The sequence below is a fragment of the Micromonospora sp. C41 genome, assembly GCF_018070485.1.
GTDB classification, from domain to species: domain Bacteria; phylum Actinomycetota; class Actinomycetes; order Mycobacteriales; family Micromonosporaceae; genus Micromonospora; species Micromonospora chalcea.
Genome location: NZ_JAGPXP010000015.1, coordinates 68,672 through 92,622, shown reverse-complemented (window position 1 = coordinate 92,622; position 23,951 = coordinate 68,672). Strand labels below are relative to the sequence as shown.

22 protein-coding genes are annotated in these 23,951 nt (G+C 72.6%); 6 read left to right on the top strand and 16 right to left on the bottom strand.

Annotated elements, in window-relative coordinates:
• The first annotated feature begins 123 nt into the window (after positions 1–123).
• Positions 124–1,080, top strand: a complete 957-nt coding sequence (locus KBX43_RS17845) for a LysR family transcriptional regulator (protein ID WP_064447319.1) — start codon at positions 124–126, stop codon at positions 1,078–1,080.
• Here the strand turns inward: KBX43_RS17845 and KBX43_RS17840 are convergent.
• The 8 genes from KBX43_RS17840 to KBX43_RS17805 are packed head-to-tail and all read right to left on the bottom strand — an operon-like array spanning position 1,005 to position 9,166.
• Positions 1,005–2,255: a VWA domain-containing protein gene (locus tag KBX43_RS17840; RefSeq protein WP_307851548.1), complete on the bottom strand. Its 1,251-nt coding sequence runs from the start codon at positions 2,253–2,255 to the stop codon at positions 1,005–1,007. The two genes, KBX43_RS17845 and KBX43_RS17840, sit on opposite strands and share 76 nt — an antisense overlap.
• On the bottom strand, positions 2,237–3,034 hold the full coding sequence (locus KBX43_RS17835) for an SRPBCC family protein (RefSeq protein WP_210885662.1): 798 nt from the start codon (positions 3,032–3,034) through the stop codon (positions 2,237–2,239). The genes KBX43_RS17840 and KBX43_RS17835 overlap by 19 nt, the downstream gene beginning before the upstream one ends.
• The gene (locus KBX43_RS17830; RefSeq protein ID WP_210885659.1) at positions 3,031–3,900 is read right to left on the bottom strand and encodes a MoxR family ATPase; all 870 of its coding nucleotides are present in this window, start codon (positions 3,898–3,900) and stop codon (positions 3,031–3,033) included. Before KBX43_RS17830 ends, KBX43_RS17835 begins: the two co-directional genes overlap by 4 nt.
• Complete coding sequence (locus KBX43_RS17825; protein WP_209960867.1) at positions 3,897–4,475, bottom strand: NTP transferase domain-containing protein; 579 nt, start codon at positions 4,473–4,475, stop codon at positions 3,897–3,899. Before KBX43_RS17825 ends, KBX43_RS17830 begins: the two co-directional genes overlap by 4 nt.
• A 2-nt stretch (positions 4,476–4,477) precedes the next feature.
• Positions 4,478–5,344 (bottom strand): XdhC family protein, encoded by an 867-nt coding sequence (locus KBX43_RS17820; RefSeq protein ID WP_166457119.1) that lies wholly within the window; start codon positions 5,342–5,344, stop codon positions 4,478–4,480.
• An 11-nt stretch (positions 5,345–5,355) separates the two neighbouring features.
• Positions 5,356–7,746 carry an aerobic carbon-monoxide dehydrogenase large subunit gene (locus KBX43_RS17815; protein ID WP_210885657.1) on the bottom strand — a complete coding sequence of 797 codons (2,391 nt, stop codon included), beginning with the start codon at positions 7,744–7,746 and terminating at the stop codon, positions 5,356–5,358.
• Positions 7,743–8,291 carry a (2Fe-2S)-binding protein gene (locus tag KBX43_RS17810; RefSeq protein WP_043325358.1) on the bottom strand — a complete coding sequence of 183 codons (549 nt, stop codon included), beginning with the start codon at positions 8,289–8,291 and terminating at the stop codon, positions 7,743–7,745. Before KBX43_RS17810 ends, KBX43_RS17815 begins: the two co-directional genes overlap by 4 nt.
• A 2-nt stretch (positions 8,292–8,293) precedes the next feature.
• Positions 8,294–9,166, bottom strand: a complete 873-nt coding sequence (locus tag KBX43_RS17805; protein ID WP_043325356.1) for a xanthine dehydrogenase family protein subunit M — start codon at positions 9,164–9,166, stop codon at positions 8,294–8,296.
• A gap of 116 nt (positions 9,167–9,282) precedes the next feature.
• On the opposite strand from KBX43_RS17805, the gene KBX43_RS17800 reads away from it, so the two are divergent.
• Positions 9,283–10,356, top strand: a complete 1,074-nt coding sequence (locus KBX43_RS17800; protein ID WP_064447326.1) for an XdhC family protein — start codon at positions 9,283–9,285, stop codon at positions 10,354–10,356.
• 20 nt (positions 10,357–10,376) lie between these two features.
• Here the strand turns inward: KBX43_RS17800 and KBX43_RS17795 are convergent, their stop codons facing one another.
• The 3 genes from KBX43_RS17795 to KBX43_RS17785 all read right to left on the bottom strand — a co-directional run bounded on the left by KBX43_RS17795 (position 10,377) and on the right by KBX43_RS17785 (position 13,476).
• Complete coding sequence (locus KBX43_RS17795; RefSeq protein ID WP_064447327.1) at positions 10,377–11,480, bottom strand: FUSC family protein; 1,104 nt, start codon at positions 11,478–11,480, stop codon at positions 10,377–10,379.
• A 140-nt stretch (positions 11,481–11,620) separates the two neighbouring features.
• On the bottom strand, positions 11,621–12,259 hold the full coding sequence (locus KBX43_RS17790; protein ID WP_043325350.1) for a response regulator transcription factor: 639 nt from the start codon (positions 12,257–12,259) through the stop codon (positions 11,621–11,623).
• On the bottom strand, positions 12,256–13,476 hold the full coding sequence (locus KBX43_RS17785) for a sensor histidine kinase (RefSeq protein ID WP_069087905.1): 1,221 nt from the start codon (positions 13,474–13,476) through the stop codon (positions 12,256–12,258). The genes KBX43_RS17790 and KBX43_RS17785 overlap by 4 nt, the downstream gene beginning before the upstream one ends.
• Positions 13,477–13,647: 171 nt before the next feature.
• Here KBX43_RS17785 and KBX43_RS17780 point away from each other — a divergent pair, with 171 nt between their 5' ends.
• From KBX43_RS17780 to KBX43_RS17765, 4 genes are all read left to right on the top strand, one after another.
• A complete protein-coding gene (locus tag KBX43_RS17780; RefSeq protein WP_210885655.1) occupies positions 13,648–14,739 on the top strand; it encodes an FtsX-like permease family protein in 1,092 nt (363 codons plus the stop codon).
• A complete protein-coding gene (locus KBX43_RS17775) occupies positions 14,736–15,419 on the top strand; it encodes an ABC transporter ATP-binding protein (RefSeq protein ID WP_064447330.1) in 684 nt (227 codons plus the stop codon). The genes KBX43_RS17780 and KBX43_RS17775 overlap by 4 nt, the downstream gene beginning before the upstream one ends.
• 129 nt (positions 15,420–15,548) lie before the next feature.
• Positions 15,549–16,298, top strand: coding sequence for an ABC transporter ATP-binding protein (locus tag KBX43_RS17770; RefSeq protein ID WP_064447331.1), 750 nt, complete (start codon positions 15,549–15,551; stop codon positions 16,296–16,298).
• Positions 16,295–18,766, top strand: coding sequence for an ABC transporter permease (locus KBX43_RS17765; protein ID WP_210885653.1), 2,472 nt, complete (start codon positions 16,295–16,297; stop codon positions 18,764–18,766). The genes KBX43_RS17770 and KBX43_RS17765 overlap by 4 nt, the downstream gene beginning before the upstream one ends.
• Before the next feature lie 42 nt (positions 18,767–18,808).
• Here KBX43_RS17765 and KBX43_RS17760 read toward each other — a convergent pair whose 3' ends face one another.
• From KBX43_RS17760 to KBX43_RS17740, 5 genes are all read right to left on the bottom strand, one after another.
• The gene (locus tag KBX43_RS17760) at positions 18,809–19,591 is read right to left on the bottom strand and encodes an aminoglycoside adenylyltransferase domain-containing protein (RefSeq protein WP_210885651.1); all 783 of its coding nucleotides are present in this window, start codon (positions 19,589–19,591) and stop codon (positions 18,809–18,811) included.
• A 67-nt stretch (positions 19,592–19,658) separates the two neighbouring features.
• A complete protein-coding gene (locus KBX43_RS17755) occupies positions 19,659–19,868 on the bottom strand; it encodes a hypothetical protein (protein WP_043325343.1) in 210 nt (69 codons plus the stop codon).
• 180 nt (positions 19,869–20,048) lie between these two features.
• A complete protein-coding gene (locus KBX43_RS17750; RefSeq protein ID WP_210885647.1) occupies positions 20,049–21,359 on the bottom strand; it encodes a nitroreductase family protein in 1,311 nt (436 codons plus the stop codon).
• Positions 21,356–22,606 (bottom strand): amidohydrolase family protein, encoded by a 1,251-nt coding sequence (locus KBX43_RS17745; RefSeq protein WP_166457130.1) that lies wholly within the window; start codon positions 22,604–22,606, stop codon positions 21,356–21,358. The genes KBX43_RS17750 and KBX43_RS17745 overlap by 4 nt, the downstream gene beginning before the upstream one ends.
• Complete coding sequence (locus KBX43_RS17740; protein WP_147265147.1) at positions 22,603–23,583, bottom strand: hypothetical protein; 981 nt, start codon at positions 23,581–23,583, stop codon at positions 22,603–22,605. The genes KBX43_RS17745 and KBX43_RS17740 overlap by 4 nt, the downstream gene beginning before the upstream one ends.
• Positions 23,584–23,951 lie beyond the last annotated feature (368 nt).

The window sequence follows — 23,951 nt, the reverse complement described above, 5'->3', positions numbered from 1 at the left end:
TACCGGCCGGATCGCTCCGGGCGCGCTGTCCCTGGCGGCGAGGCAATCGGCGGGGAATGATCGGGGTACACCGCGGGCTGCCCGCAGCAGTCCACGGCGCAGCAGAAGGGCGGGTCGACGCCGATGACTCCGACGCAGCTACGGGCCTACGTCGCTGTCGTCCGGCTGGGATCCGTCAAGCAGGCCGCCGCGCAACTGGAGGTCTCCGAGTCGGCGGTCTCGCTGCTCATCGGCCAGCTCCGGCGGGAGTTCGGAGACCAGTTGTTCACCCGGACGGCGGCGGGGCTGGCCTTCACCCCCGGCGGGCTGCGGCTCGCCAGCCGCGCGGCCGAGATGCTGGGCCTGCAGGACCGTACGGTCCTGGAGGTCAGTTCGGCGGCACACGGCCGCCGGATGCTGCGGGTCGCCGCCTCCAGCGAGTTCGCCGAGTTCGCCGCGCCGAGACTGATCGAGCTGTTCGCCAGACGCGCCGCCGACCTCGACATCGAGCTGAGCGTCTGCGACCCCGGCTCCTTCGAGTCGCTGCTGCTGACCCGGGCCGCGGACGTCGCGATGGGGCCGCTGCCGCCGGTGGCTGATCCGGCGATCTCCGGCCGGCCGATGATGAACTACCGGCTGGTGACTGTCCTCGGCCCGGACCATCCGCTGGCCGGTGTGCCGGCCTCGCCGGGGCAGCTGCGTGACCAGACCTGGCTGCTCGGCCCTTCGGCCACCGACACCGTGGGCGCTGTCCCGGCGATGCTGCGCCGGCTCGGCGTACCCGAGGAGCGGCAGCAGATCTTCCAGAGCCACGCGGCGGCGCTGGGTGAGGCGCAGCGCGGCCGGGGGATCGCGCCCGCGCTGTCGTTCACCGTCGCGCCGGATCTCCGCAGCGGCCAACTCGTGGCGTTGTCCGGGCCGCACGCCAAGGCCGAGGCGGTGTGGCATTCGCTGGTGCTCGTCACACCCGGCACACCGTCCGTGGCAGCGGAACTGTGCCGCTTCGCGTCGACGCCCCGGGCGATTCAGGCGATGATGCGCGGCGTGGGCGTCGCGGTGAACCGCTTCCGGCCCTCGGTGCACGTGACGCTCTGGAGCTGACCGGCGGCGTCCAGCAGGTCCCGGAACGTCGCGGCCGGCAGCAGCCGGTCACAGTAGGGCAGGGCCGCGGCCATGCCCGCCACCAGGGGAGCGAAGCCGGGGGCGCCGGCCCGTGGGTTCAGCCAGACGATCCGGTGGGCGCGGCGGCTCAGCCGTGCCATCACGGCGGCGAGTTCGTCCGGGGGGTCGCTGTCCCAGCCGTCCGAGCCGATCAGCACCACCGCCCCGCGAACCGCGTCGCCGTGCGGGGACGCGAGCAGTGCCCGCAGGTTCGTCGCGATGCGCGTACCCCCGAACCGGTCGGTCACGGCGGCGCCGGCGTGCGCGATCGCCGCGGACGCCGACGTGTGCCGCAGCGCGACGGTGAGCCGGGTGAGCGTCGTGGCGAAGGCGAACACCTCCGCGTCGGTGCTCACCGCGAAGGCCCGCAGCAGGTGCAGGTACGCGTGGGCCTGGGCCCGCATCGACTCGCTGAGGTCGCACAGCAGCACCACCCGGCGCGGTCGGCGTACCTGTCGCTCGCGGACGACCTCGACGGGCTCCCACGCGGTGCGACGGGCCCGGGCGATAGTCGGACGCAGCGCGACCCGCCGCCCGGCCGGACCGACGGCGTGCCGCCTGGTGCGCCGGGACGGCCAGCGGGCGACGGCCTCGCGCAAGGCGTCGCCGAGCAGCGCGAGCTGGGCGGCGTCGAGGTCCTCGAACGGCCGGCCGGCGAGCCCGGCGAGGGCGCTGGGCCGTCGCTCGGGCAGCCGCACCCCGGCGTCGGAGGGCTCCGCCTCGGCGACGGGCGCCGGCAACGTCGCCCACGGCAGCCCACCACCGTCGCCGGTGGCGTCGGTGTCGGCGGGCACCGGCAGGTGCACGTCGTCACGAGCGGCCGGCGGGGCCGCGGACCGGGTGAGCGGCAGCGGCGGCGCGTCGGCGAAGACAGCGGCGAAGACGCGGTCGAAGGCGGCGAGGTCGGCGTGCCGCCGCACGAAGCTGATCCGGGCGGCCCAGTAGAGCGCGGTCGTCTCACCGGGCGTCCACACGCCGAGCGCCCGGACGAAATCACCGGCCTCGGTGAGCCCGGCGGGTACGCCGGCCCGCCGCAACCGGTCGGCGAACGCCGTCGCGAACGCCGCGCGGTCGACGCCGCGCAGCACACCGCCGCTCACCGGCGGGCGACCCACCAGGCGATCATCCCACCGACGACGACGATCCCGACGAGCACCGGCACGAGGCGCTTGACGACGGCCCCACCGGCGATGTCGAGCAGGTCCAGCGTCTCCGGTTCGGCGTCGGCGTCGGCATCCGGTCGACCGGTGGGCGCCGAGACGGCCACGGGGGTGCCGGCCACGGTGGTCCCGGACGGGGTGGCGTCCGCGTCGGCCGCGAGGGTACGGGGCAGGGCCGTGGAGGCGTCGGGCCCGGTCGCGGCGGACGTGGCGCGGTCGGGCGTGGCGGCGACGGCCGGCGCGGGCTCGGACGCGTCAGGCGCGGTGGCCGCGTGCGGGTCGCCGGTCTCCTCCGCCGCCAGCCTCGCTTCGAGATTGGCGACGAACTGGGCGAGCAGCTTGCCGGACACCTCCTTGATCATGCCGCTGCCGAACTGGGCCAGCCGCCCCGAGATCTTCAGATCGGTGTCCACGTTGACGACTGTGCGCTGACCGTCCGGCCGCAGGTGGGCGGTGACCAGGGCGGACGCGTTCGCCGCGGACCGCCGGTCGCGGCCCTTCGCCTCGATCACCCCCCGGTACCGCTCCTCGTCCTTCTCGACGAAACGTGCGGTGCCGGCGAACTCGGAGACGACCGGGCCGACCTTGACCTTCACCGTGCCCTGGTGGACGTCGCCGTCGACGTCGGTCAACTGGGCGCCCGGCAGGCACGGCGCGACGCCCTCCAGGTCGGTGAGGATCGCCCACGCCTGCGCGATCGGAATGTCGACGGTGAACTCGTTGGTGATCTTCATGCCGGCCTCTCCTGGTGTGCGCCGAGCGCGGCGGCGACGGCGGCGCGGTCGTCGGGGGTCTTGGCGATGGTGCCGATGGTCCGGACGACGTCGTCGGCGGAGAGGTCGGCGGCGCCGAGCACTGACAGCGCGGCGACCCAGTCGATGGCCTCGGCCATGCCGGGCGCCTTGTCCAGGCCGAGGGTACGTACGTCGCCGACGAAGGCGGTCGCCGTGCGGATCAGCCCTTCGGTGGCGCCCGGCACGGCCCGCCGGACGATCTCGGTGGCCCGGTCCATCTGCGGAAAGTCGATCCAGTGGTACAGGCAGCGGCGGCGCAGCGCGTCGTGCAGGTCGCGGCTGCGGTTGGAGGTGAGCACCACGATCGGCGGCGTGGTCGCGGTGAACGTGCCCAGCTCGGGGATGGTGATCCCGGACTCGCCGAGGAACTCGAACAGCAGCGCCTCGAACTCGTCGTCGGCCCGGTCGATCTCGTCGATCAGCAGCACCGGCGGGACCGGCCCCGGGTGGCGTACCGCCCGCAGGATCGGCCGTTCCTGCAGGAACTCCGCGGCGAACAGGTCGGCGTCGGTGAGCGAGGCGTGCCGGGCCTCGGCCAGCCGGATGGCGAGCAACTGCCGCTGGTAGTTCCATTCGTACAGCGCCTCGCCGGGGGTCAGGCCCTCGTAGCACTGCAGCCGGATCAGCGTCGTGTCCAGCGCCCGCGCCAGCGCCTTCGCCGCCGCCGTCTTGCCGACGCCGGGCTCGCCCTCGAGCAGCAGCGGCTTGCCCAGCTTGAGCGCGAGGAAGACGGCCATCGCCATGCCGTCGTCGGCCAGGTAGTCGACGGCATCGAGCCGGCGCCGAACGGCCAGGGGGTCCTTCACCGCGCCTCGCCCGAGAGTAGCCGCCGGTAGTCCGCGCGGGTGTCCACGTCGATCGGCGCCGGCCCGTCCACAGGTATCTCCGTGACCGGGTACCGGCCGGAGTGCAGCAGCTTCCACACCGCCTTGTCCCCGTGCAGGACACGCAGCTCCGGCAGGACGTCGCGGGCGAACCAGAACGGGTGCCCCAGACCGTCGGCGTACCGGCACACCGCGAGCGGGGTGGTCGCCGCCACGACCCGGCGTACGTCGGCGGCCCGTACGCCTGGTTGGTCGCCGAGCAGGAGCACGAGCCCGTCGGCGCGCGGGTCCACCGCCTGCGCCGCGGCGCGGACCGACGATCCGCAGCCAGTGCTGAACTCGGCGTTCTCGACGACCCGGACCCCGGTCAGGTCCACCCGTTCGCGGACCAGGTCGGCGGCGCCACCGAGGGTCACCAGCAACTGGTCGAAGGCGCACGAGCGGGCCAGGTCGAGGGTGGCGTCGAGCAGCGTCCGCCCGCGGTACGGCAGCAGCTGTTTGGCCTCACCGAGGCGCACCGAGGCCCCGGCGGCCAGAACCAGGCCGGTGACGAACACGGCTACGCCGCCACGTGCCGGTCGAGGCAGCCGGGGCAGCAGAACCAGTGGTCGGTGCCGTCGATCCGCACGTGCGGGGTGTCCGGTCCGACCAGGACTGTCATCCCGCACACCGGGTCGACTGCTTGCTGGGGGAGCGCCGCGGGTGGTGCGGGGGAGGAAGCGAGGCCGTCCACCCGCAGCGCCCGTACCACCTCGGCCATGATCGACAGTGCGATCTCCTGTGGTGAGCGCGCCCCGATCTCCAGCCCGGCCGGGGTCCGGACCCGGGCGCGCTCCGCGTCGGACAGCGCCAGTTCGTCGAGCACCGCCGCCCCGCGCCTTCGGCTGGCGACCAGCGCGATGTGCCCCACCCCGGCGTCCAGGGCGGCGCGGATGGCGTCCTGCTCGCCCTTGCCGAGGCCGGCCACCACGACCGCTGTCGCGCCGGCGTAGTCGCCGGACGTGGCCACCTCGAAGTCGAGGAAGGCCGCCAGGGTGGCCACCGCCGCGCTGATCGGCGTGTCGCCCACCAGACCCAGCACGGGTACCGGTAGCACCGGGCGCAGGAAGATCTCCAGCGCCCCGCCCGAGTGGCACGGGTTGACCACGACCCGTGCCCCCGGCGTGTCGGGAAAGGCGGGCGTGCCGTCCGGCAGGACCCGCAGCAGCAGCGCCTTGCCGTCGCGGAGGGTGTCCAGGGCGGCCGCCCGCACCGAGTTCTCGGCGCACACCCCGCCGACGAAACCCTCGATGGTGCCGTCGGGCAGGATCACCGCGTCGTCGCCGGGCCGGGCCGACGTCGGGTCCTGCGCCCGGACCACCGTGGCGTGCACGAACGGCGCGCGCGAGACGGTCAGATCCTGCGTACGGCGGGCGATAGTCGTCATGGCCACCTCCCCTAGATCGGCGGGCGGGCGTTGCCGCGCATCGCGTCCCAGACGCGCGACGGCGTCAACGGCATGTCGGCATGCCGTACGCCGAAGGGTTCGAGCGCGTCGACGATCGCGTTGACGATCGCGGGCGGGGAGCCGACGGTGGCGGACTCGCCCACACCCTTCGCGCCGATCGGGTGGTGCGGGGACGGGGTGACGGTGAAGCCGGTCTCCCAGTCGGGCACCTCCAGCGCGGTGGGCAGCAGGTAGTCCATCAGCGACGCGCCGAGGCAGTTGCCGTCCTCGTCGAACGCGATCATCTCCATCAGGGCCATGCCGACCCCGTCGGCCAGCCCGCCGTGCACCTGCCCCTCGATGATCATGGGGTTGATCCGGGTGCCGCAGTCGTCGACGGCGATGAAGCGCCGCACCTTGACCTGCGCGGTGCCGGGGTCGATGTCCACCACGCAGATGTACGCCCCGTGCGGATACGTCAGGTTCGACGGGTTGTAGCAGATCTGCGCCTCCAACCCGCCCTCGACGCCCTCGGGCAGGTCACCGGCGCCGTGGGCCCGCATCGCGATGTCCTGGATCGTCACGCTCTTACCCGGATCGCCCTTGACCCGGAAGGAACCCTTGTCCCATTCCAGGTCGGCGACCGAGACCTCCAGCATGCCGGAGGCGATGATCCGGGCCTTGTCGCGGACCTTGCGGGCCACCAGGGCCGCCGCGGCGCCGGAGACGGGGGTGGACCGGCTGCCGTACGTGCCGAGGCCGAACGGCGTGTTGTCGGTGTCGCCGTGCAGCACGTCGATGTCGTCCGGCGGAATGCCGAGCTCCTCCGCGACGATCTGCGCGAACGTCGTCTCGTGCCCCTGACCCTGGGACTGCACGCTGAGCCGGACCACCGCCTTGCCGGTCGGGTGCACGCGCAACTCGCAACCGTCGGCCATGCCCAGGCCGAGGATGTCCATGTTCTTGCGCGGCCCGGCGCCGACGGCCTCGGTGAAGAACGCGACGCCGATGCCCATCAGCTCGCCCCGGGCCCGCTTCTCCTGCTGCTCGCGCCGCAGGTCGGCGTAGCCGGCCATCTCCATCGCCAGCCGCATGGTCGGCTCGTAGTCGCCGGAGTCGTACACCCAGCCGGTCTTCGTGGTGTACGGGAACTGCTCCGGGCGGATGAAGTTCTTCAGCCGCAGCTCGGCCGGGTCCATGCCCAGTTCGTCGGCGAGGCAGTCGACGATCCGCTCGACGAGGTAGACGGCCTCGGTGATGCGGAACGAACAGGCGTACGCCACGCCGCCGGGCGCCTTGTTCGTGAAGACCGCCGTCATCTTGCAGTACGCGGCCTCGATGTCGTAGCTGCCGGTGAAGACGCCGAAGAAACCGGCCGGGTACTTCACCGGCGCGGCGGTGCCGTTGAAGGCGCCGTGGTCGGCGAGGACGTTGGTGCGGATGGCCAGGATCCGGCCGTCCCGGGTCGCCGCGATCTCACCACGCATGATGTAGTCGCGGGCGAAGCCGGTGCTGATCAGGTTCTCGAAGCGGTCCTCCATCCACTTCACCGGCTTCCCGGTGACGATCGACGCGACGATCGCGCAGACGTACCCCGGATAGATCGGCACCTTGTTGCCGAAGCCACCGCCGATGTCCGGCGAGATCACCTGGATCTTGTGCTCGGGGATGCCCGCCACCAGGGCGTAGAGGGTGCGGTGCGCGTGCGGCGCCTGCGTGGTGGACCAGAGGCGCAGCTTGCCCTCGACGGCGTCGAAGTCGGCGACCGCGCCGCACGTCTCCATCGGCGCCGGGTGCACCCGCGGATAGACCAGGTCCTGGCTGACCACGACGTCCGCCCGGGCGAACACCGCCGCGGTGGCCGCCTCGTCGCCGGTCTCCCAGTCGAAGCAGTGGTTGTCGGTCTTGCCCTCCAGGTCGTCGCGGATCACCGGGGCGTCCGGTTCCAGCGCGCGGCGGGCGTCGACGACCGGGTCGAGGACGTCGTACTCGACGTCGATCAGCTCCAGCGCGTCCCGCGCCGCGTACGGGTCCTCGGCGACGACGAACGCCACCTCCTGGCCCTGGAAGCGCACCTTGTCGGTGGCGAGCACGGCCTGCACGTCGTTGGAGAGCGTCGGCATCCAGGCCAGACCCTGCTCGGCCAGCATCGCCCCGGTCACTACCGCCTTGACGCCGGGGGATGCCTCGGCGGCGCTCGTGTCGATGCTCAGGATCCGCGCGTGGGCCACCGGCGAGCGGAGGATGGCCAGGTGCAGCAGCCCGGGCAGCCGGACGTCGTCGACGAACCGGCCCCGGCCGCGCACGAAGCGCGGATCCTCCTTCCGCAGCATCCGGCCGTAGCCCACCGGCTTCTGGTCGTTGTCGTGGAAGGTGTCCACGCGCTCGTGCACAGTCGTCATACGACGCTCCCGGCGGGCCGGCCGGCGTTGTCGATCTCGCCGGCTTCGGGTGATTCGGTGGTCTCGGTGACCGCGGCGGCCGCGTTCGCCTCGTGCACGGCGGCCCAGCGCACCGAGCGCACGATGGTGGCGTAGCCGGTGCAGCGGCAGATCTGGCCGGAGATCGCTTCGCGGATCTCCGCCTCGGTCGGGTCCGGGTTGCGGTTGAGCAGCGCCCGAGCGGTCATCATCATGCCGGGCGTGCAGAAGCCGCACTGCAGGCCGTGGCACTGCATGAAGCCCTGCTGGACCGGGTCGAGCTCCGCGCCCTTGGCCAGGCCCTCGACGGTACGCACCTGGTGGCCGCCGGCCATCGCGGCCAGCACGGTGCACGACTTCACCGGTTCGCCGTCGAGCCAGACGACGCAGGTGCCGCAGTTGCTGGTGTCGCAGCCCGAGTGCGTGCCGGTCAGGCCCAGCACGTCGCGCAGGAAGTGCACAAGCAGCAGGCGACCCTCGATCTCCCGGGTGACCTCGACGTCGTTGACGGTCATGGTGACCTGCATGCTCAGCTCCTCGCCCGTTCCACGGCCCGGCGCAGGGTCCGTCTGGTCAGCTCGTCGGCCAGGTGCCGCTTGTAGTCCGCGCTGCCCCGCTGATCGGTGGCCGGATCGCAGCTGCGCGCGGCGATCGCGCCGGCCTGCGCGAAGAGGCTCTCGCTGGGTGTCTGCCCGCGCAGCGCCGCCGAGATCTCCGGGATACCTGTGGTGTTCGGGCCTACGGCGGCCAGCCCGACCCGGGCGTCGGAGATCACGCCGCCGTCGAGCCAGACCGCGGCGCCGGCCGAGACCACCGCCCAGTCGCCGGCCCGGCGCTCCACCTTCTCGTACGCGCTGCCGCAGCCGGGCCGCACCGGCAGCCGGACCTCGACCAGGATCTCCCCGTCGCCGACGGCCGTCTCGTACGGCCCGACGTGGAACTCCTCCATGGACACCACCCGTTCGGCGCCGCCCGGCCCGCGGATCACGCAGCTCGCGTCCAGGGCGGTGCAGACCGCGGACAGGTCCTCCGACGGGTCCGCCTGGCACAGGGAGCCGCCCAGTGTGCCCCGGTTGCGCACGATCGGATCGGCGATCACCCGTTCGGCGTCGGCGAAGATCGGGAAGGCCGCCGTCAGGGTGGCGGACTCCAGCAGCTCCCGATGCCGGGTCAGCGCACCGATGCGTAGCTCGTCCGGGCCCGCCTCGATGTAGCCGAGCTCGTCGTGGAGATCGTTGATGTCGATGAGATAGTCGAAACTGGCCAGCCGCAGCTTCATCATCGGCAGCAGGCTGTGCCCGCCGGCGATCAGCCGTGACGTGCTGCCCAGCCGTTCCATCAGGCTGATGGCGTGGTCCACACTGGTTGCTCGTTCGTACTCGAACGGGGCCGGCACCTGCATATCGCACCTCCGGAAGTCGTCAATGTGGTGCCGGTGCCCGCGGAAGTCAACGCCGACCTAAGCAAGTCCTTAGGTCGGCGTTGACGGTGCCGCGGCTGCTCACGGATCGTGCGGCAATGCGAGACATCGTCGACGGGTTGAGCGCGTGGCGCGCCGCCGGCGTCCGGTTCGCCGTCGCGACGGTGGTGCGGACCTGGAAGTCGGCGCCCAGACCGCCGGGCGCGGCCATGGCGGTCTGCGCCGACGGTGAGGTCGTCGGCAGCATCTCCGGAGGGTGCGTCGAGGGCGCGGTGTACGAGCTGTGCCGGGAGGCCATACGCACCGGCCAGGTGCGCACCGAGACGTACGGCGTCGGCGACGACGACGCCTTCGAGGTGGGCCTGACCTGCGGCGGCACCATCGAGGTCCTGGTGCAGCCGGACGTCGTGCTGACCGAGCCCGACGCGGTGCTCGCCGCGATCCGCGCGGGTACGCCGGTGGCGACGGCGTCCGCCGGAATGGCCCAGATGGTGGTCTGGCCCGACCGGGTGGCCGGCACCCTCGGCGACGCCGACCTGGACCGCGCGGTGACGCAGCAGGCCGAGGGGATGCTGGCCCTCGGCACCACCGGAACCGTTCGACTCGGTACGCGCGGGCAGCAGCGGCACGACGAGGTGTCCGTGTTCGTCCAGTCGTACCTGCCGCCACCACGGATGATCGTGTTCGGCGCGATCGACTTCGCCGTCGCGGTGGCCCGGATCGGCCGCTTCCTCGGCTACCACGTCACGGTGTGCGACGCCCGGCCGGTGTTCGCCACCCGCAAGCGCTTCCCCGACGCCGACGACCTCGTCGTGCAGTGGCCGCACAGATACCTGGAGTCGACGGCCGTCGACGAGCGCACCGTGCTCTGCGTCCTCACCCACGACCCGAAGTTCGACGTCCCGCTGCTGGAGGTCGCCCTGCGCACCCGGGCCCGCTACATCGGCGCGATGGGCAGCCGCCGCACCCATACCGACCGGCTGCGCCGTCTGCGCGAGGCGGGCGTGGACGAGGCCGCCCTCGCCCGGCTCTCCTCACCGATCGGACTCGACCTGGGGGCGCGGACGCCGGAGGAGACCGCCGTGGCGATCGCCGCCGAGTTCGTCGCCCTGGCCGCCGGAGGGTCCGGCCGGCGGCTGACGGACCTCGACACCCCGATCCACCACCACTGAGCGGACCAGCGGCGAACGTGTCACCCCCGGCTCAGGCCGAGCGCCTCGTCCACCCGGTCCAGCACCGTCACGTCGTCGTGGCCGACACCGCGCAGCAGGTCGATCGCGGTCGCCCGGATCTGCCCGACGATCATGGTGACCGGCAGCGGCGGATCGGTCCGCAGCAGGCCCGCGGCGATCCGGACCGCCTCCAGCGCCGCCGCGTCGGCCCGCTGCGCGTGCCGGTCGGCGTCGGCGCCGGTGAGGTCGTGGGCCATGGCCTCACCGGCCGACCGTACGGCGGAGGTCAGCGCGCCGATCGCGGCGGCCAGCTCCGGCGGCGTGGCGGTGTGCCGGCGGGTCAGGGTCACGCCGGCCCGGGCCAGCACCCGGATGTTGCGGGCGGCGTAGTCGAGCTGCCGCAGCGTGGCCTCCACCTCGGCGAGCTTGCCCAGGTGCCGGCGGCGCAGTCCCAGCCGCAGCGTCTCGCCGGTGGCGAGCACGGCGGCCTGCATCTCGGCGACGCAGTCGTCCACCTGCCGCGCCCGGTCCAGCGCGGCGCGGGCGGCGTCCTCGTCGCAGCCACGCAGCGCCGCGTTGACCTGGTCGAGCAGGTCGGCCAGGTCGGTGTAGCTGCGCCGGGCCTGGGCCACCAGTGGTGCCAGCGGGTCACGGGCGGCCATCAGCTGGCTGGCGGCGAGCGCCACGGCGCCGCCGATGAGCGCGTCGACGAAGCGGAACGGCATCAGCGTCCCGTTCGGCGCGGAGACCACGACCAGGTACATCGCCGAGACGGTGGCCTGCACGACCAGGGCACGGCGGGCCCCGATCACCACGAGCGTCGTGGTGGTCAGCAGCAGCACCAGCAGGACCGTCTCGGTGCCCGGGCCCAGCGCGTACACCAGCAGCTCGGCGACGAGCACGGCGGCTGCCACGGCGAGCAGGATCTCGACGGTCTGCCGCAGCCGTCGCCCGCGGGACTCGCCGAGCACGACGAGCGCGGCGGTCGGCGCGAAGAACGGATCCGGGTGACGGATCACCACCGCCGCCACGATCCACGCGACCACAGCGGCGGCGGTCAGCTCGACCACTGTCATCCCGTCGCCGCGTAACCGCGCGACGGCGTCGCGTACCCAGCTCCGCACCGGTCGTACCCCTCTCGCCGGACAGGCCGGGACCCGGCCGCCGATTGATCTTCCGCGAGGAGGCCCACTACCCCGGCTGTGACCTGCTCAATCGCTGACGCCGGTAGCCGGCGCGGCCGACGACCCGCACCTGCCCGGGGTCAGCGGCGGATGAGGCCGAGTTCGGTGGCGGTGGCGACGGCAGCGGTACGCGACTCGACGCCGAGCTTGGCGTAGATGCGGGCCAGATGGGACTTGACGGTGCCCTCGGTCAGGTGCAGGCGGGCGCCGATGCTGTGGTTCGACAGACCGTCGGCGACCAGGGCGAGGACCTCGGTCTCGCGTCGGGTCAGGGCGGTGCCCGGCGTACGCAGGCGGTTCATCAACCGGTTCGCGACGGTGGGCGCCAGCGTGGTGCGTCCGGCGGCGGCGGTGCGGACAGCGGCGGCCAGGTCCTCGGGCGGGGCGTCCTTCAGGAGGTAGCCGGTGGCGCCCGCCTCGATGGCGGGCAGGGTGTCGGCGTCGGAGTCGTACGTGGTGACGATCAGCACGCGCGGCGCTTCCGGGCCGGCGGTGATCCGGGCGGTCGCCTCGGCGCCGCCCATGCCCTTGCCGAACTGCAGGTCCATCAGCACGACGTCGATGTCGCCCGCGGCGGCGCGGGTGACGGCCTCCTCGGCGGTGGCGGCTTCAGCCACGACGACCAGGTCGGGTTCGGTTTCCAGCACGGCGCGCAGTCCGGCCCGTACGACCGGGTGGTCGTCGGCCAGGAGGAGGCGGATGGGAACGTCGTCGGTCACGGTCGGCCCTCGGGCTCGGTCCTGGTGGTCGGGGCGAGGGGAAGCTCGGCGGTCAGGGCGGTGCCCCGGCCGGGCGCGGACGCGACGGCCAGGGTGCCGCCGAGGGCGGCCATGCGGGCGCGCATGGCCGCCAGGCCGAAGCCGCCGCCGTCGACGTCGGGAGCGGGCAGCTGTTCCGGGTCGAAGCCGCGCCCGTCGTCGACGACGTGCAGGGCGATGCGGTCGCCGAGATAGCTGAGGGTGACCTCGGCCGTCGTGGCCCGGGCGTGGCGGACCGTGTTCGCGACTGTGGACTGGGCGATACGCAGGAGCGCCACCTCGTGGGCGGTCGGCAGCGACACGGGGTCGCCGGTGAGGTGGAAGCGGGCGGTGAGGCGGTGGCGGGCGCTGGTGGTGCTGCACAGGCGTTCCAGGGCCCCGGCCAGGGTGGTGCCTTCCAGGGTGGGCGGGGTGAGCGCGGCGACGAAGCGGCGGGCCTCGGCGAGGTTGTCCACGGCGACCTGACGGGCCGCGTCGACGTGACCGGAGGCGGCGTCGGGCCGGCCGGGCAGGGCGCGCTCGGCGGCGCGCAGCAGCAGCTGGATGCTGGACAGGCCCTGGGCGAGGGTGTCGTGGATCTCGCGGGCCAGGCGCTCGCGCTCGGCGAGTACGCCGGCGGTGTGCTCGGCCCGGGCCAGGTCGGCCCGGGTGGCGGTGAGTTCCTCGATCAGCTGCCGGCGCTGTTCGCTCTCCCGGTACAGGGCCTGGTATCCCCACACCACCCCGACGGCGACGGCGGCGCCGAGCGCGGGACCGATCACCGTGGCCGGGGTGAAGGAGCCGGTGTGGGCGCCGAAACCGGCGACGGCCGCCACGGCGGTGACGATCACGGCGGCCAGGCCGGCGCGGCGCGGCAACAGGTGGAGCTGGAGGAAGTACAGCGGGAACGCCACCCAGATCGCGTCGGGGGACAGGCCCAGCAACACCAGCCACACGGCGCCGACGGCGGCCAGCCACCACGCGGCGGCCCGCCGCGAGCGCCGGATGCGGGGGAGGAGCGGCCCGACGGCGTACGCCAGACCGCACGCCACCGCCACCGCCACGATCGATCCGGCGTGCGGCCGGTCGTCGGCCACCGCCCGGCCGGCGGCCAGGACGAGCAGGCCGATGATCAGCAGGTGCAGGCACCAGGCCAGGGCTCGGGTGGTCGGGGTCAGGGCAGGGGCAGCGGTGCTCACAGTGCGTCCCACGTTACCGAGGCCGGCGCCCCGGGGGCCTCTATCGAAAGTTAGAACCCGGGCCTCGCCTTTCGGCCCGCGAAGTGCTGTCCCACGCCGGACGCGCGCGCCGGCGCCGGCCGCGATCGTGGATGCATACCGTTCCACCGCCCGAAAGGACAGGCCACTGCCGTGTTCGTCGCCTGGAGAGACCTGAAGTTCGCCAAGGGGCGCTTCGCCCTGATGGGGACCGTCATCGTGCTGATCACCCTGCTGGTCGGGCTGCTGTCCGGGCTGACGGCCGGACTGGGCCGGCAGAACATTTCCGCCATCACCGGCCTGCCCGCCGACAGGATCGCCTTCCAGGCGCCCGGCGACGGCCAGGACGTGTCCTACTCCAACTCCACTGTCACCGAGCGGCAGTGGCAGCAGTGGGCCGAGGCCCCCGGCGTGACCGGCGCCGAACCGCTGGGCATCACCACGACCAGGGCCACCGCCGGAAACCGGAGCGTCGGGGTCTCCGCCTTCGGCGTCCGGCCCGGCTCCCGCCTGGCCCCCGACAGCGGCCGGATCGACGACCGCTCGGCGGTGCTGTCCACCAAGGCCGCCGCCGACCTCGGTGTGCGGGCCGGCGACTCCGTCACCCTGGCCGGGCAGCAACTGACAGTGGCGGCCGTACGCGGCGACGCCTCCTTCAGCCACACCCCCGTGGTGTGGATCAGCCTGGACGTGTGGCAGAAGAGCGCGCCTCCCACCGGCACCGGCGACGGCAGCCAGACGGCCACCGTCGTCGCCCTCACCATCACCGCGGACGCCGACCTGGGAGCCACCGACCGGCAGGCGGGCACCAGGACGGTCTCCGTGGCCGACTCGCTGTCCGCGATCGGCTCCTACACCTCCGAGAACGGCTCCCTGCAGCTGATGCGCGGCTTCCTGTTCGCCATCTCCGCCCTCGTCATCGGTGCCTTCTTCACCGTCTGGACCATCCAGCGCAGCGGCGACGTCGCAGTGCTCAAGGCACTCGGCGCCCCCACCGCCAACCTCCTCAAGGACGCCCTCGGACAGGCCGTCGTCCTGCTCACCGGCGGCACCCTGCTCGGCACCGGCATCGCCGCCGCGCTCGGCGCCCTCGTCGCCGGGTCCACGGTGCCGTTCCTCCTCACCCCGGTAACCGTCCTCCTTCCCGCGGCCGTGATCGTCGTCCTCGGCGCCCTCGGCGCCGCTCTGGCCATCCGCCGCATCACCTCCGTCGACCCGCTGACCGCCCTGGGGAGCGCCCGATGAGCCTGAACCTGACCGACGTCACCCTCACCTACCCCGACGGCGAGGGCCGCCTGACCGCCCTCGACCGCGTCACCCTGGACGTACCCAAGGGCAGCCTGACCGCCGTGATCGGCCCCTCCGGCTCCGGCAAGTCCAGCCTCCTCGCGGTCGCCGCAACCCTCATCACCCCCGACTCCGGCACCGTCACCATCGACGGCACCCCCACCACCGGAATGACGCGGGGCGAACTCGCCGACCTGCGCCGCCACAAGATCGGCATCGTCTTCCAGCAGCCCAACCTGCTGCCCTCCCTCACCGCCGCCGAGCAACTCCAGGTGATGGTCCAGATCGACGGCCGCCCACCGGCCGGAGCCCGTACCCGCGCCGTGGAACTCCTCGACGCGGTCGGCCTCGCCGGTCAGGCCGACCGCCGGCCGCACCAGCTCTCCGGCGGCCAGCGCCAGCGCGTCAACATCGCCCGCGCCCTGATGAACGACCCCACAGTCCTGCTCGTCGACGAACCCACCAGCGCGCTCGACCACGAACGCGGCGCCGCCGTCATCGAGCTGATCACCCGCCTCACCCACCAGCAGAGCACCGCCACCGTCCTGGTCACCCACGACCGCACGAACCTCACCGCCGTCGACCAGATCGCCGAGGTCCACGACGGCCGCCTCCACCTTTCGGCGCCGGCCCGCTGAGATACGGGTCGGAGGTGGTGCCTGCTGTACCCGGACTGGGCAGCCCGCTGGATGGTCGCCGTTCCCCCAGCTCAATAGCGTTTCTGGTGCGCGCAGTTCCTGCCGAGCACACGGAGAGAGGCCACCAGAATGGGACAGACCGTCGAACCGGCGGTACGCGTCGAACAACTCACCCGCGTGTACGGCGCCGGCCGCAACCAGGTGACCGCGCTCGCGGGCGTCGACGTCAGCTTCGGCCGGGGAACCTTCACCGCGGTGATGGGACCGTCGGGCTCCGGCAAGAGCACGCTGCTGCAGATCGCGGCCGGGCTCGACCGCCCCACGAACGGCCGGGTGGTCCTCGGCGGCACCGACCTGTCCGGGCTGTCCGAGACGCGCCTGACCGAGCTGCGGCGTACCCGGATCGGGTTCGTCTTCCAGGCGTTCAACCTGATCGGCGCGCTCACCGTCGAGGAGAACATCGTGCTGCCCCTGCGTCTGGCCGGCGTCCGTCCGGACCGGGCCTGGCTGACCCACGTGGTCGAGCGGGTCGGCCTCGCCGACCGGCTGCACCACCGGCCGGCGGCGCTCTCCGGCGGCCAGCAGCAGCGGGTGGCGATCGCCCGGGCGCTGGCCACCCGCCCCGAGGTCATCTTCTCGGACGAGCCCACCGGCGCCCTCGACTCGCGGACCGCGACGGAGGTGCTGACGCTGTTACGCGCGGTCGTGGACGAACACGGGCAGACGGTGGTGATGGTGACCCACGATCCGATCGCCGCGTCGTACGCGGACCGGGTCCTCGTGCTGGCCGACGGCGCGATGGTCGCCGACCTCCCGCAGCTCGGCGCCGTCCGGATCGCCGAGCACCTGGCGTCGCTGGACGGGCGGGTCCTCCGATGACCGGCCTCGCCGCCCGCCTGCTGCGGCACCGCACCGGCCCCGCCGCCGCGACCCTGCTGGCCCTGATCGTCGGCGTGCTGATCCTGGTGGCGATGGGCACGCTCGTCGAATCGGGGCTGCGGTTCCGCCCAGAGCCGCGGCTCTGGGCGAGTGCCGACGTGGTCGTCGCCAACCGCACGATCAGCCACACGTTCCGGGAGTTCGACGGTGACACCACCACGAGCACCGTGGCGCTGCCCGAGGGCGGCACCGTGGACGCCGACCTGGTGGACCGGATCCGCCGGGTGCCGGGCGTCGTGGCCGTCACCGGCGACGACCGGGTGCCGATCGGCTCACCCGCAGCCGTGGGACACGGCTGGGACACGTACGTCTTCACCGGTCGTCGCCTCGCCGCGGGCGCCGCGCCCCGGACCGACGACGAGGTGGTGGCCGACACCCGGCTCGGGGTGTCGCCCGGCGACCCCATCGAGCTGGTCGTCGGCGGAATCAACCGGTCGTACCGGGTGAGCGGAACCGCCGAGACCGGTACGGCGGCGGTGTTCTTCACCGACGCGCAGGCCGCGCGCCTGTCCGCCCACCCGGGCCGGGTGGACGCGATCGGCGTACGGATGGCGCCCGGCGCCGACCTCGGCGCGGTGCGCGAGATCGCGACGGCGGCCGGCGCCACGATGTACGCCGGAAAGGACCGCGGGAAGGCCGAGCAGTCGGAGAACCTGGCCGCCCAGAGCCTGCTGGTCGGGGCCGGGGCGGCCTTCGGCGGGTACGTCGTCCTGTTGATCGTGTTCGTGGTGGCCGGCACCATCGGGCTGTCCGTCCGGCACCGTCGACGTGACCTGGCGTTGCTGCGCGCGGTCGCCGCCACGCCGGGGCAGGTGCGCCGCATGCTGGTCGCCGAGGCCGCGCTGCTCGCCCTGGCCGGCTCCGCGATCGGCGGCCCGGCCGGCCTGCTGGCGGCCCGCTGGGTGCACGGCGAACTGGTCGGGCGCGGGTTCGTGCCGGCCGGCTTCCCGATGGCGGGCGGTCTGTTCGCGGTGCCGGCCGCCATCGGTACGGCCGTCCTGGTGGCGGTGGTCGCCGCGCTGATCGCCGCGCGCCGGGTCACCGCCATCAAGCCGATCGAGGCGCTCGGCGAGATCGCCGTCGAGCCCCGGCGCAGCGGCCCGGCACGGATGATCGCCGGCATGCTGACGCTGATTGCGGCCGGCAGCGCCGGGGCGTTCACGCTCGGCGGCGCCGGGTCGGCCGGGGCGCTGGCCGGCGCGGTCGGCATGCTCTACCTGTTCGTCATCGCGGTGGCGCTGCTCGCACCGATGATCAACGCCTACGCGGCACGCCTGCTCACCCCGGTGCTGCCGCGCATCTGGCGGGCCGGCGGCTACCTGGCCGCAGCCAACCTGCGGGCCAACGCGCAGGGCATGGCCACCGTCCTGACCGCCCTCGTGCTGTCCGTCGGGTTCGGCGGCTCGGTCTGGTTCCTGCAGGACAACCTGGAACGGCAGACCGCCACGCAGAGCAGCGCCGGAACGCTCGCCGAGCGGGTGCTCACCGCTCCGGGCGGACTGCCGGCGGACGCGGCGCGGGAGATCCGCGAGCTGGCCGGGGTGCAGGCGGCCACCGGGGTACGCCGCACCCAGGTCGTGGTGCGGGCGCTCGGCGGCATCGAGCCGGTCGGCGCGCAAGCGGTCGACCCGGAGGGCCTCACGTCGACGATGGACCTCACCGTGCGCAAGGGCACCCTGGCCGACCTGCGCGCCGGTACCGTCGCACTGTCCACGATGCAGGCTTCCTCGTCCGGCTGGGACGTCGGCGACAAGGCGGAACTCTGGCTGGGCGACGGCACCCCGGTCACGTTGGACGTGATCGCGATCTACGACCGTGGCCTGGGCTTCGGCGACGTCACGGTGGCCGCCGAGACGGTCGCCGGGCACACCGCGGCGAACACCGTCGACGAGGTGCTGGTCCGCGGCGGCCCGGACGCCGGCACCGCGTTGGCCACGTGGGCGGCGGCGCGGCCCGGCGCCGAGATTCTCGACGCCGCCACCCGTACGCGCCTGCTCAGCACCGATCTGGCGCTCGGCGCCTGGCTGAACCGGCTGCTGATCGGCGTGATGGTCGGGTACGCGGCGCTGGCGGCGGCCACCACGATGGTGATGGCGGCGCTGGCCCGCCGCCGCGAGCTGGCGTTGCTGCAACTCGTCGGGGTCACCCGCCGTCAGATTCGCGGGATGGTCCGGGCCGAACAGGCCGGGCTGCTCGGCACCGCGGTGCTGATCGGCGCGACGATCGCGGTGCTGACGCTGGCCGCGATCGTCAACGGACTGACCGGCAGCCCGATCCCGTACGTGCCGCCGCTCGGGTGGGCGGCGGTGCTCGGCGGTACGGCACTGCTGGCGCTGGTGAGCACGGTGTGGCCCGTCCGGCGGCTGCTCGGCGCTCCGCCGATCGACAACATCGGCCTGAAGGAGTAGGTCCATCGGGACGTGCGGCAGCCTGATCGTCAGGGCGTCGAACTACAGGTGTCCGCCGGATGCTTCCGCCTTGCGTTCCTCGGCCAGGACGGTGGCGCTGACCTCGTGCACGAACGCCCGGACCTCGTCGAACCGGCCGGGATCGCTGTCGTGGCCGGAGTCGTACCACCAGTCGCGCGCCCAGACGATCAGGTCCGCCCATCGCGGCAGGACGTCGGCGGTTTGCTCGGCGGCCTGCCGCTTGGACAGTTGCCGCCCGTCGCACAGGCGCTGGTAGGCGCGGCAGAGCGTGAGTACCGCGTACGACTGGGCTCCGGGTGGGGTCATGTCGAGCACCCAGTCCGGCCAGTCGCGCACGTGGTCCCGCAGGGCGGCGCGCACGAGGCCGGGTTCGACGGCGGGCAGCAGCTCGCCGGCCGGCGGTCCCAGCAGCGTACGGCCGTAGTCGTGCACGGCGGCCCAGGTCACGACGCGGTGGGTGGTGGCGGGCAGCAGGTGCAACGACTCCCCGGGACTGATCCGGGCGATCACGTGGTCCCGGCCGGGAACGAGGCGTACCGCGTCCAGTGACACGTATTCCACCTCGATCCGGCCGGCCCACAGCGGGTGCCGCCGGTCGAGGTCCGCGTGCAGTTCGGCGAGGACGCCGAGGAGCTTCCCGTCCGGGTCACTCGCGAGCACCGCGAGCAGGTCGAGGTCGCTGCGGTTCATGTCGAAGTCGCCTGCCACGAGCGACCCGTGCACGTACAGGCCGAGAAGGTCGTCCGTCAGCGTGCGGCGCCACGCCTCGCGGAGGTCGGAGAGAACCGTGTCGGGTGGGACCACCGGGTGATCCTGCACGGCGGGTCGCCGCGGGGCCACCGATAAAACCGGCCCGCACCGCCGGTCGTGCCTACGTGCTCGGCGGGTTGCGGTGCCGCTCGGCGAGGCCCGACGCGATCTGCCGCTGCGCGTCGTGCCGGTGCTGGTCGGCGCCGGCCTGGCGAACCGCGGCCGGATCCTCGTCCGACGGGCGCCTCGTCCGGTCGCGGCGGGCGACGAAGACGACGAGCGCGAGCACCACCACCACGATCACCGCGAGCGACACCAGCATCGTTCTCATGCCGTCGACGCTACGGCGTACGCGCCAGCCCCGCCGTGGTGACGGTCGGAGGGCTGCTGCGTTCGCCGCAGGACGGCAGGCTCACGTGTCGTGATCGATGACGTCGCGCAGGGAAGCCGGGCCGTTCCGCCGATGACCGACTCCCGGCCCGGCGAATGAACGCCTGGTCTTCCCGGGGCGTCATTCGCCGGCTCGTTCGGTCCCTTTTGGCCGCCCCAGCACTGCCTCACCGATGACGGCGCCGGTTCGGATGCCCTCTCCCAGTCCCGCGGTCGTCGCGAAGCCGCCACCCATCGGGCAGAAGGACAGCCCTCGATCGGCGCTCACCAGGGCCATGGCCTGGAGCGCGGCACCTACCTCTTTCAACGCGGTCGCATAGACTATGGAGTCGTAGGAACGGGCGGGGCGGGCGTAGTCGAGCACGAACAGCACCATCGCCTGAATCGACGTGTGCGGGATGCCCGTCAATCGATGGGCGAGGCCCAGCCACCGGTCGATCGCCGGCGCGGGTCCTGACGCCGGCGCGAGTTCGTGACTCACGGCGTCGTATTCATATGCCCCGCGTTCCAGGTCATGGGCCGAAGCCGCGATGACGACGGCGGACAGCCCCGACAGCGCCCCGCCGGTCGGCATCGAACGCCACGCTCGCTCGCTCGCGACGGTACGCTCCAAGCGGCGAATCCGAAGTGACGCATCGAGGACGGCGCTGATCTCCGCGCTCCCGATGGGCGGACCGCCATGGTCGCGCAGCGATGACCTGGCGGAAATCGCCTCCTGGAGCGTCATGCCCTCCTGTGAGCGGTCGTCGTGGCCGAGAGCGATGCGCTCCGCTGTCATCGGGCGCCTGACCGGGTTGTCGATCTCCCAGTGAGTTGTTCCGATCTTGGCACCGTACAGCCCGAAGCTCGTGTCCAGGCGCGTCGCCCCGTGGAAGAGCGAATCGTGAAACTCCCACTCCTCCGAATGCTGGTTCCGCCCGGTGACCAACAGGCCGGCCCGGCTCAGCAGGTCGAGCAGTTCGCTCTCCGGGGCAGAGTCGACCTCGACATCCGCCCGTGCGATCAGACGTGCGGCGAACTCGACGGCCCATGTCGAGGTCAGGACGACGCGATCTGCCGAGTTCCCGCCGGCCAGTTCCGGCCCGTCGGGACCGAAGCGCATGTGGGCCGACGGAAGGGCGCGAACCGGCCGCACGTACGGCGACGGCGGGGAGTGGCGGACCCGGCGGGCGCCCGGTTCATGCCGCGCGAGTACGTGCTGTTCACGGACGACTTCTACGCCGAGGACGCCGCGGGCGTCGAGTTTGGCCAGCTCCTCGCCACCTCGCGAGGTGAGCTCCCGGGCGGACGACAGCCCGCCGACGGCCGCGACAATCTCCCTGCCGACCTCGGGCGGCATGCGGACGATCATCCGGCGGCCGCTGTGGGTCAACGCGAGGCCGTCGGCGTCCGGTTCGATGCTCCACCCCGCTGCCGGGGCCCAGCGCCTCATGAGGTCGACCCGATGGGCGGAAGGACTGTGCCCGGAGCGGAGGACACCGCCATTCCGTGTAGCCGCGACAGTGTGTCCAGGCGAACGAGACGCCCGGCCTGGATCACGGCTTCGACCTCTCTGCACGCGGATATGTCGACGAGCGGATTCGCGCGGAGCAGAACGACGTCTGCCACCGTGCCGTCGCTCAGGGAGCCCAGATCCGGACGACGGAGAGCCTCGGCTGCCCTGCACGTCGCCGCCGCGAGCGCATCGTGCGGGGAGGCGCCCCAGTCAACCATGGCCTCCAGCTCGGACGGCAGGGAGTCGAAACCCACCCCGGCGGCTCCGGCGTCCGTCCCCGCGATGAGGGTGACGCCGGCCGCCAGAGCTCGCTCGAAGCTGCGTCGTGCCTCCGGGAGTTGCCTGACGGCCATCTCCACCAGACTTTTGCCTCCCTGCCGGATCCAGAGCTGCGGCCGCCTCACTATCGATTGGAGCGCTACAGCGGTGGAGCAGAGGGCGGTGCCTTGTTTCGACATCGCACCGGCAGCGGCCTCCGATATCGCGAAGCCGTGCTCCAAGGTGTCGCAGCCGGCTTCCACGGCCGCGTCGATCGAACGCTCCGAGAAGTTCGCGTGTACGGCTACGGGGATGTCCAGCCAACGGGCCTCGGCGACCGCCTCCCTCAGTTCCTCCGGCCGGAGTTCCATCCGGCGCGCCGCGCTGCGCATCACCAGCTTGATCACATCCGCGCCATCGGCGGCGTTTCGACGCACGAGCGCGCCGATGGATCCGGCTCCTTCGGACTCGACACCGAGCCAGCTTCCGTGCCCGCCGACTGCGGTGATGACCGGACCGGCGACGAACGGCCTGGCCCCGACGAACAAGTCCCGGGCCCAGGCGTTGCGGATGGAGTACCCGAGGTCACGCGGAGCACCCAGGTCGCGGACCGTCGTGATCCCACTGCGCAGCGCGGTCGCCAGATTCGCGACAGCCGTCAGCGTCATGGTGGTGGCCGAGATGTCCGACCAGCTCGACGCGGTCCGGCCATGAGGATCGCTGGTCGCGTGGACGTGCATGTCGATGAGCCCGGGAACGGCGAACAAACCGGTGCCGTCGAGGTGTGGGAGGTCGGCATCTGCGGTGGTGCGTGTGCTGACTGAACCGGAGATGATCGACAACGAGCCGAGGGTGGTGGTGCCGGAATCCGGATCGATGACGGTGCAGCCGGCAATGGTGAAATCCGCGGTCGGCGTGGCCGTCACGACGATCCTTCGGAGACGCGGGCAGCGCGCACTGCCTCTCCGTGCCATCCCCGCGCGCGCGACAGATTCACGGCCAAGTCCACCAGTTCGTCCGCCTCCCGGCCGCGCCCGGCCATGTGGTGCCAGCGCGCCAGCTCTGCCAGCGCGAGGATCCGGGCGCCCAGGTAGGCGTGCCGGCCGGTGCCCGTATCAACAGGCGACGTCATGGCGTCGGTCGCCTGACGGACGGCAGCGAGCAGCCATGACTCCGGGTCTGGAGCGATGCCCACCAGCGCCTCGAGCGCGTTCGCCTCGTCCTCGGGCACCTCGCGGGAAGCGGCTAGGGCGATTCCCGGCGCGAGGTAGGCGTAGACCGGCTCACGGTGGGCGCCGGTAAGCCGGACGTGGTCGAAGTATCGTCCTGTCGCTTGAAGGGCGGCGCGGGCCGAGTCGTGACGTGCGGCAGCGAACGCCTGGTGCGACAGGATGAAACCGAACTGGCGGAACGCCTTCGAGGCGAGTTCGGTGTCGCCGCCGTCGCGAACCTGACGGAGGAGATCTGTCGCGTGCTCGTACGAGGACCAGGCGCCCGCGACGTCACCGGATGCCAACTGGACATATCCCATGTTGTGCCACGACTGGGCGGCAGCCATCAGATCTCCGGTGCCGAGGCGCACCTGGATCGCCTCGCGGAAGTCGTTCACGGGCGGATCGTCGTCGAAGTGGTGAAACCGCCATACGCCGATGGAGTGGCAACATTCGGCGAGAGCCGACAGGGCCTCCGAATCACGGAGAAGATGTCTCGCTGTCTCCGCCAGCTTGATTGCCTCCGCCCCTCTGCCCTGCTTCTCCACCGCCCACGCCGTGTTGAGCAGTGCTCGCCCCTCCCCGGCGACATTCGCGGAAGCGGCGCATTCCGAAGCGGTCCGGGAAAACCGTTCCTCTGCCTCGACGTAGCGAGCGGGATCGTCCAGACCTAGCTGAGCTGGCGTGAACAAGGGCGGTCACCTCGACGTCGTCGACTGATTGCTGAGATTGACGCCGATCGTAGCGTTCGGGTGGCTTGTTCACGAGGGTGTGCGACCTGTCGGCAGTTGATGCGCGCCGTGCCTGTGAGGCACGTTCACCACCCACTTTCGCGTCCGTCATCCTCCTTGCCGCCGCCATCGGCCGAACGGCGCGATGGGCTACACTGGCCCGGAAAGGCGTCGATAGGGACGAGTACCACTGCACGCAGCCAGCAGAGACCCGGGGATGGTGGAAGCCCGGGGGTGTGCGCAGCGGGAAGATCACCCTGGAGCCGTCGGAAGAAAGGCGTCACGCCGAGTAGACCCGACCACAACTTAACGAGAGGGCCGCGCGCTGT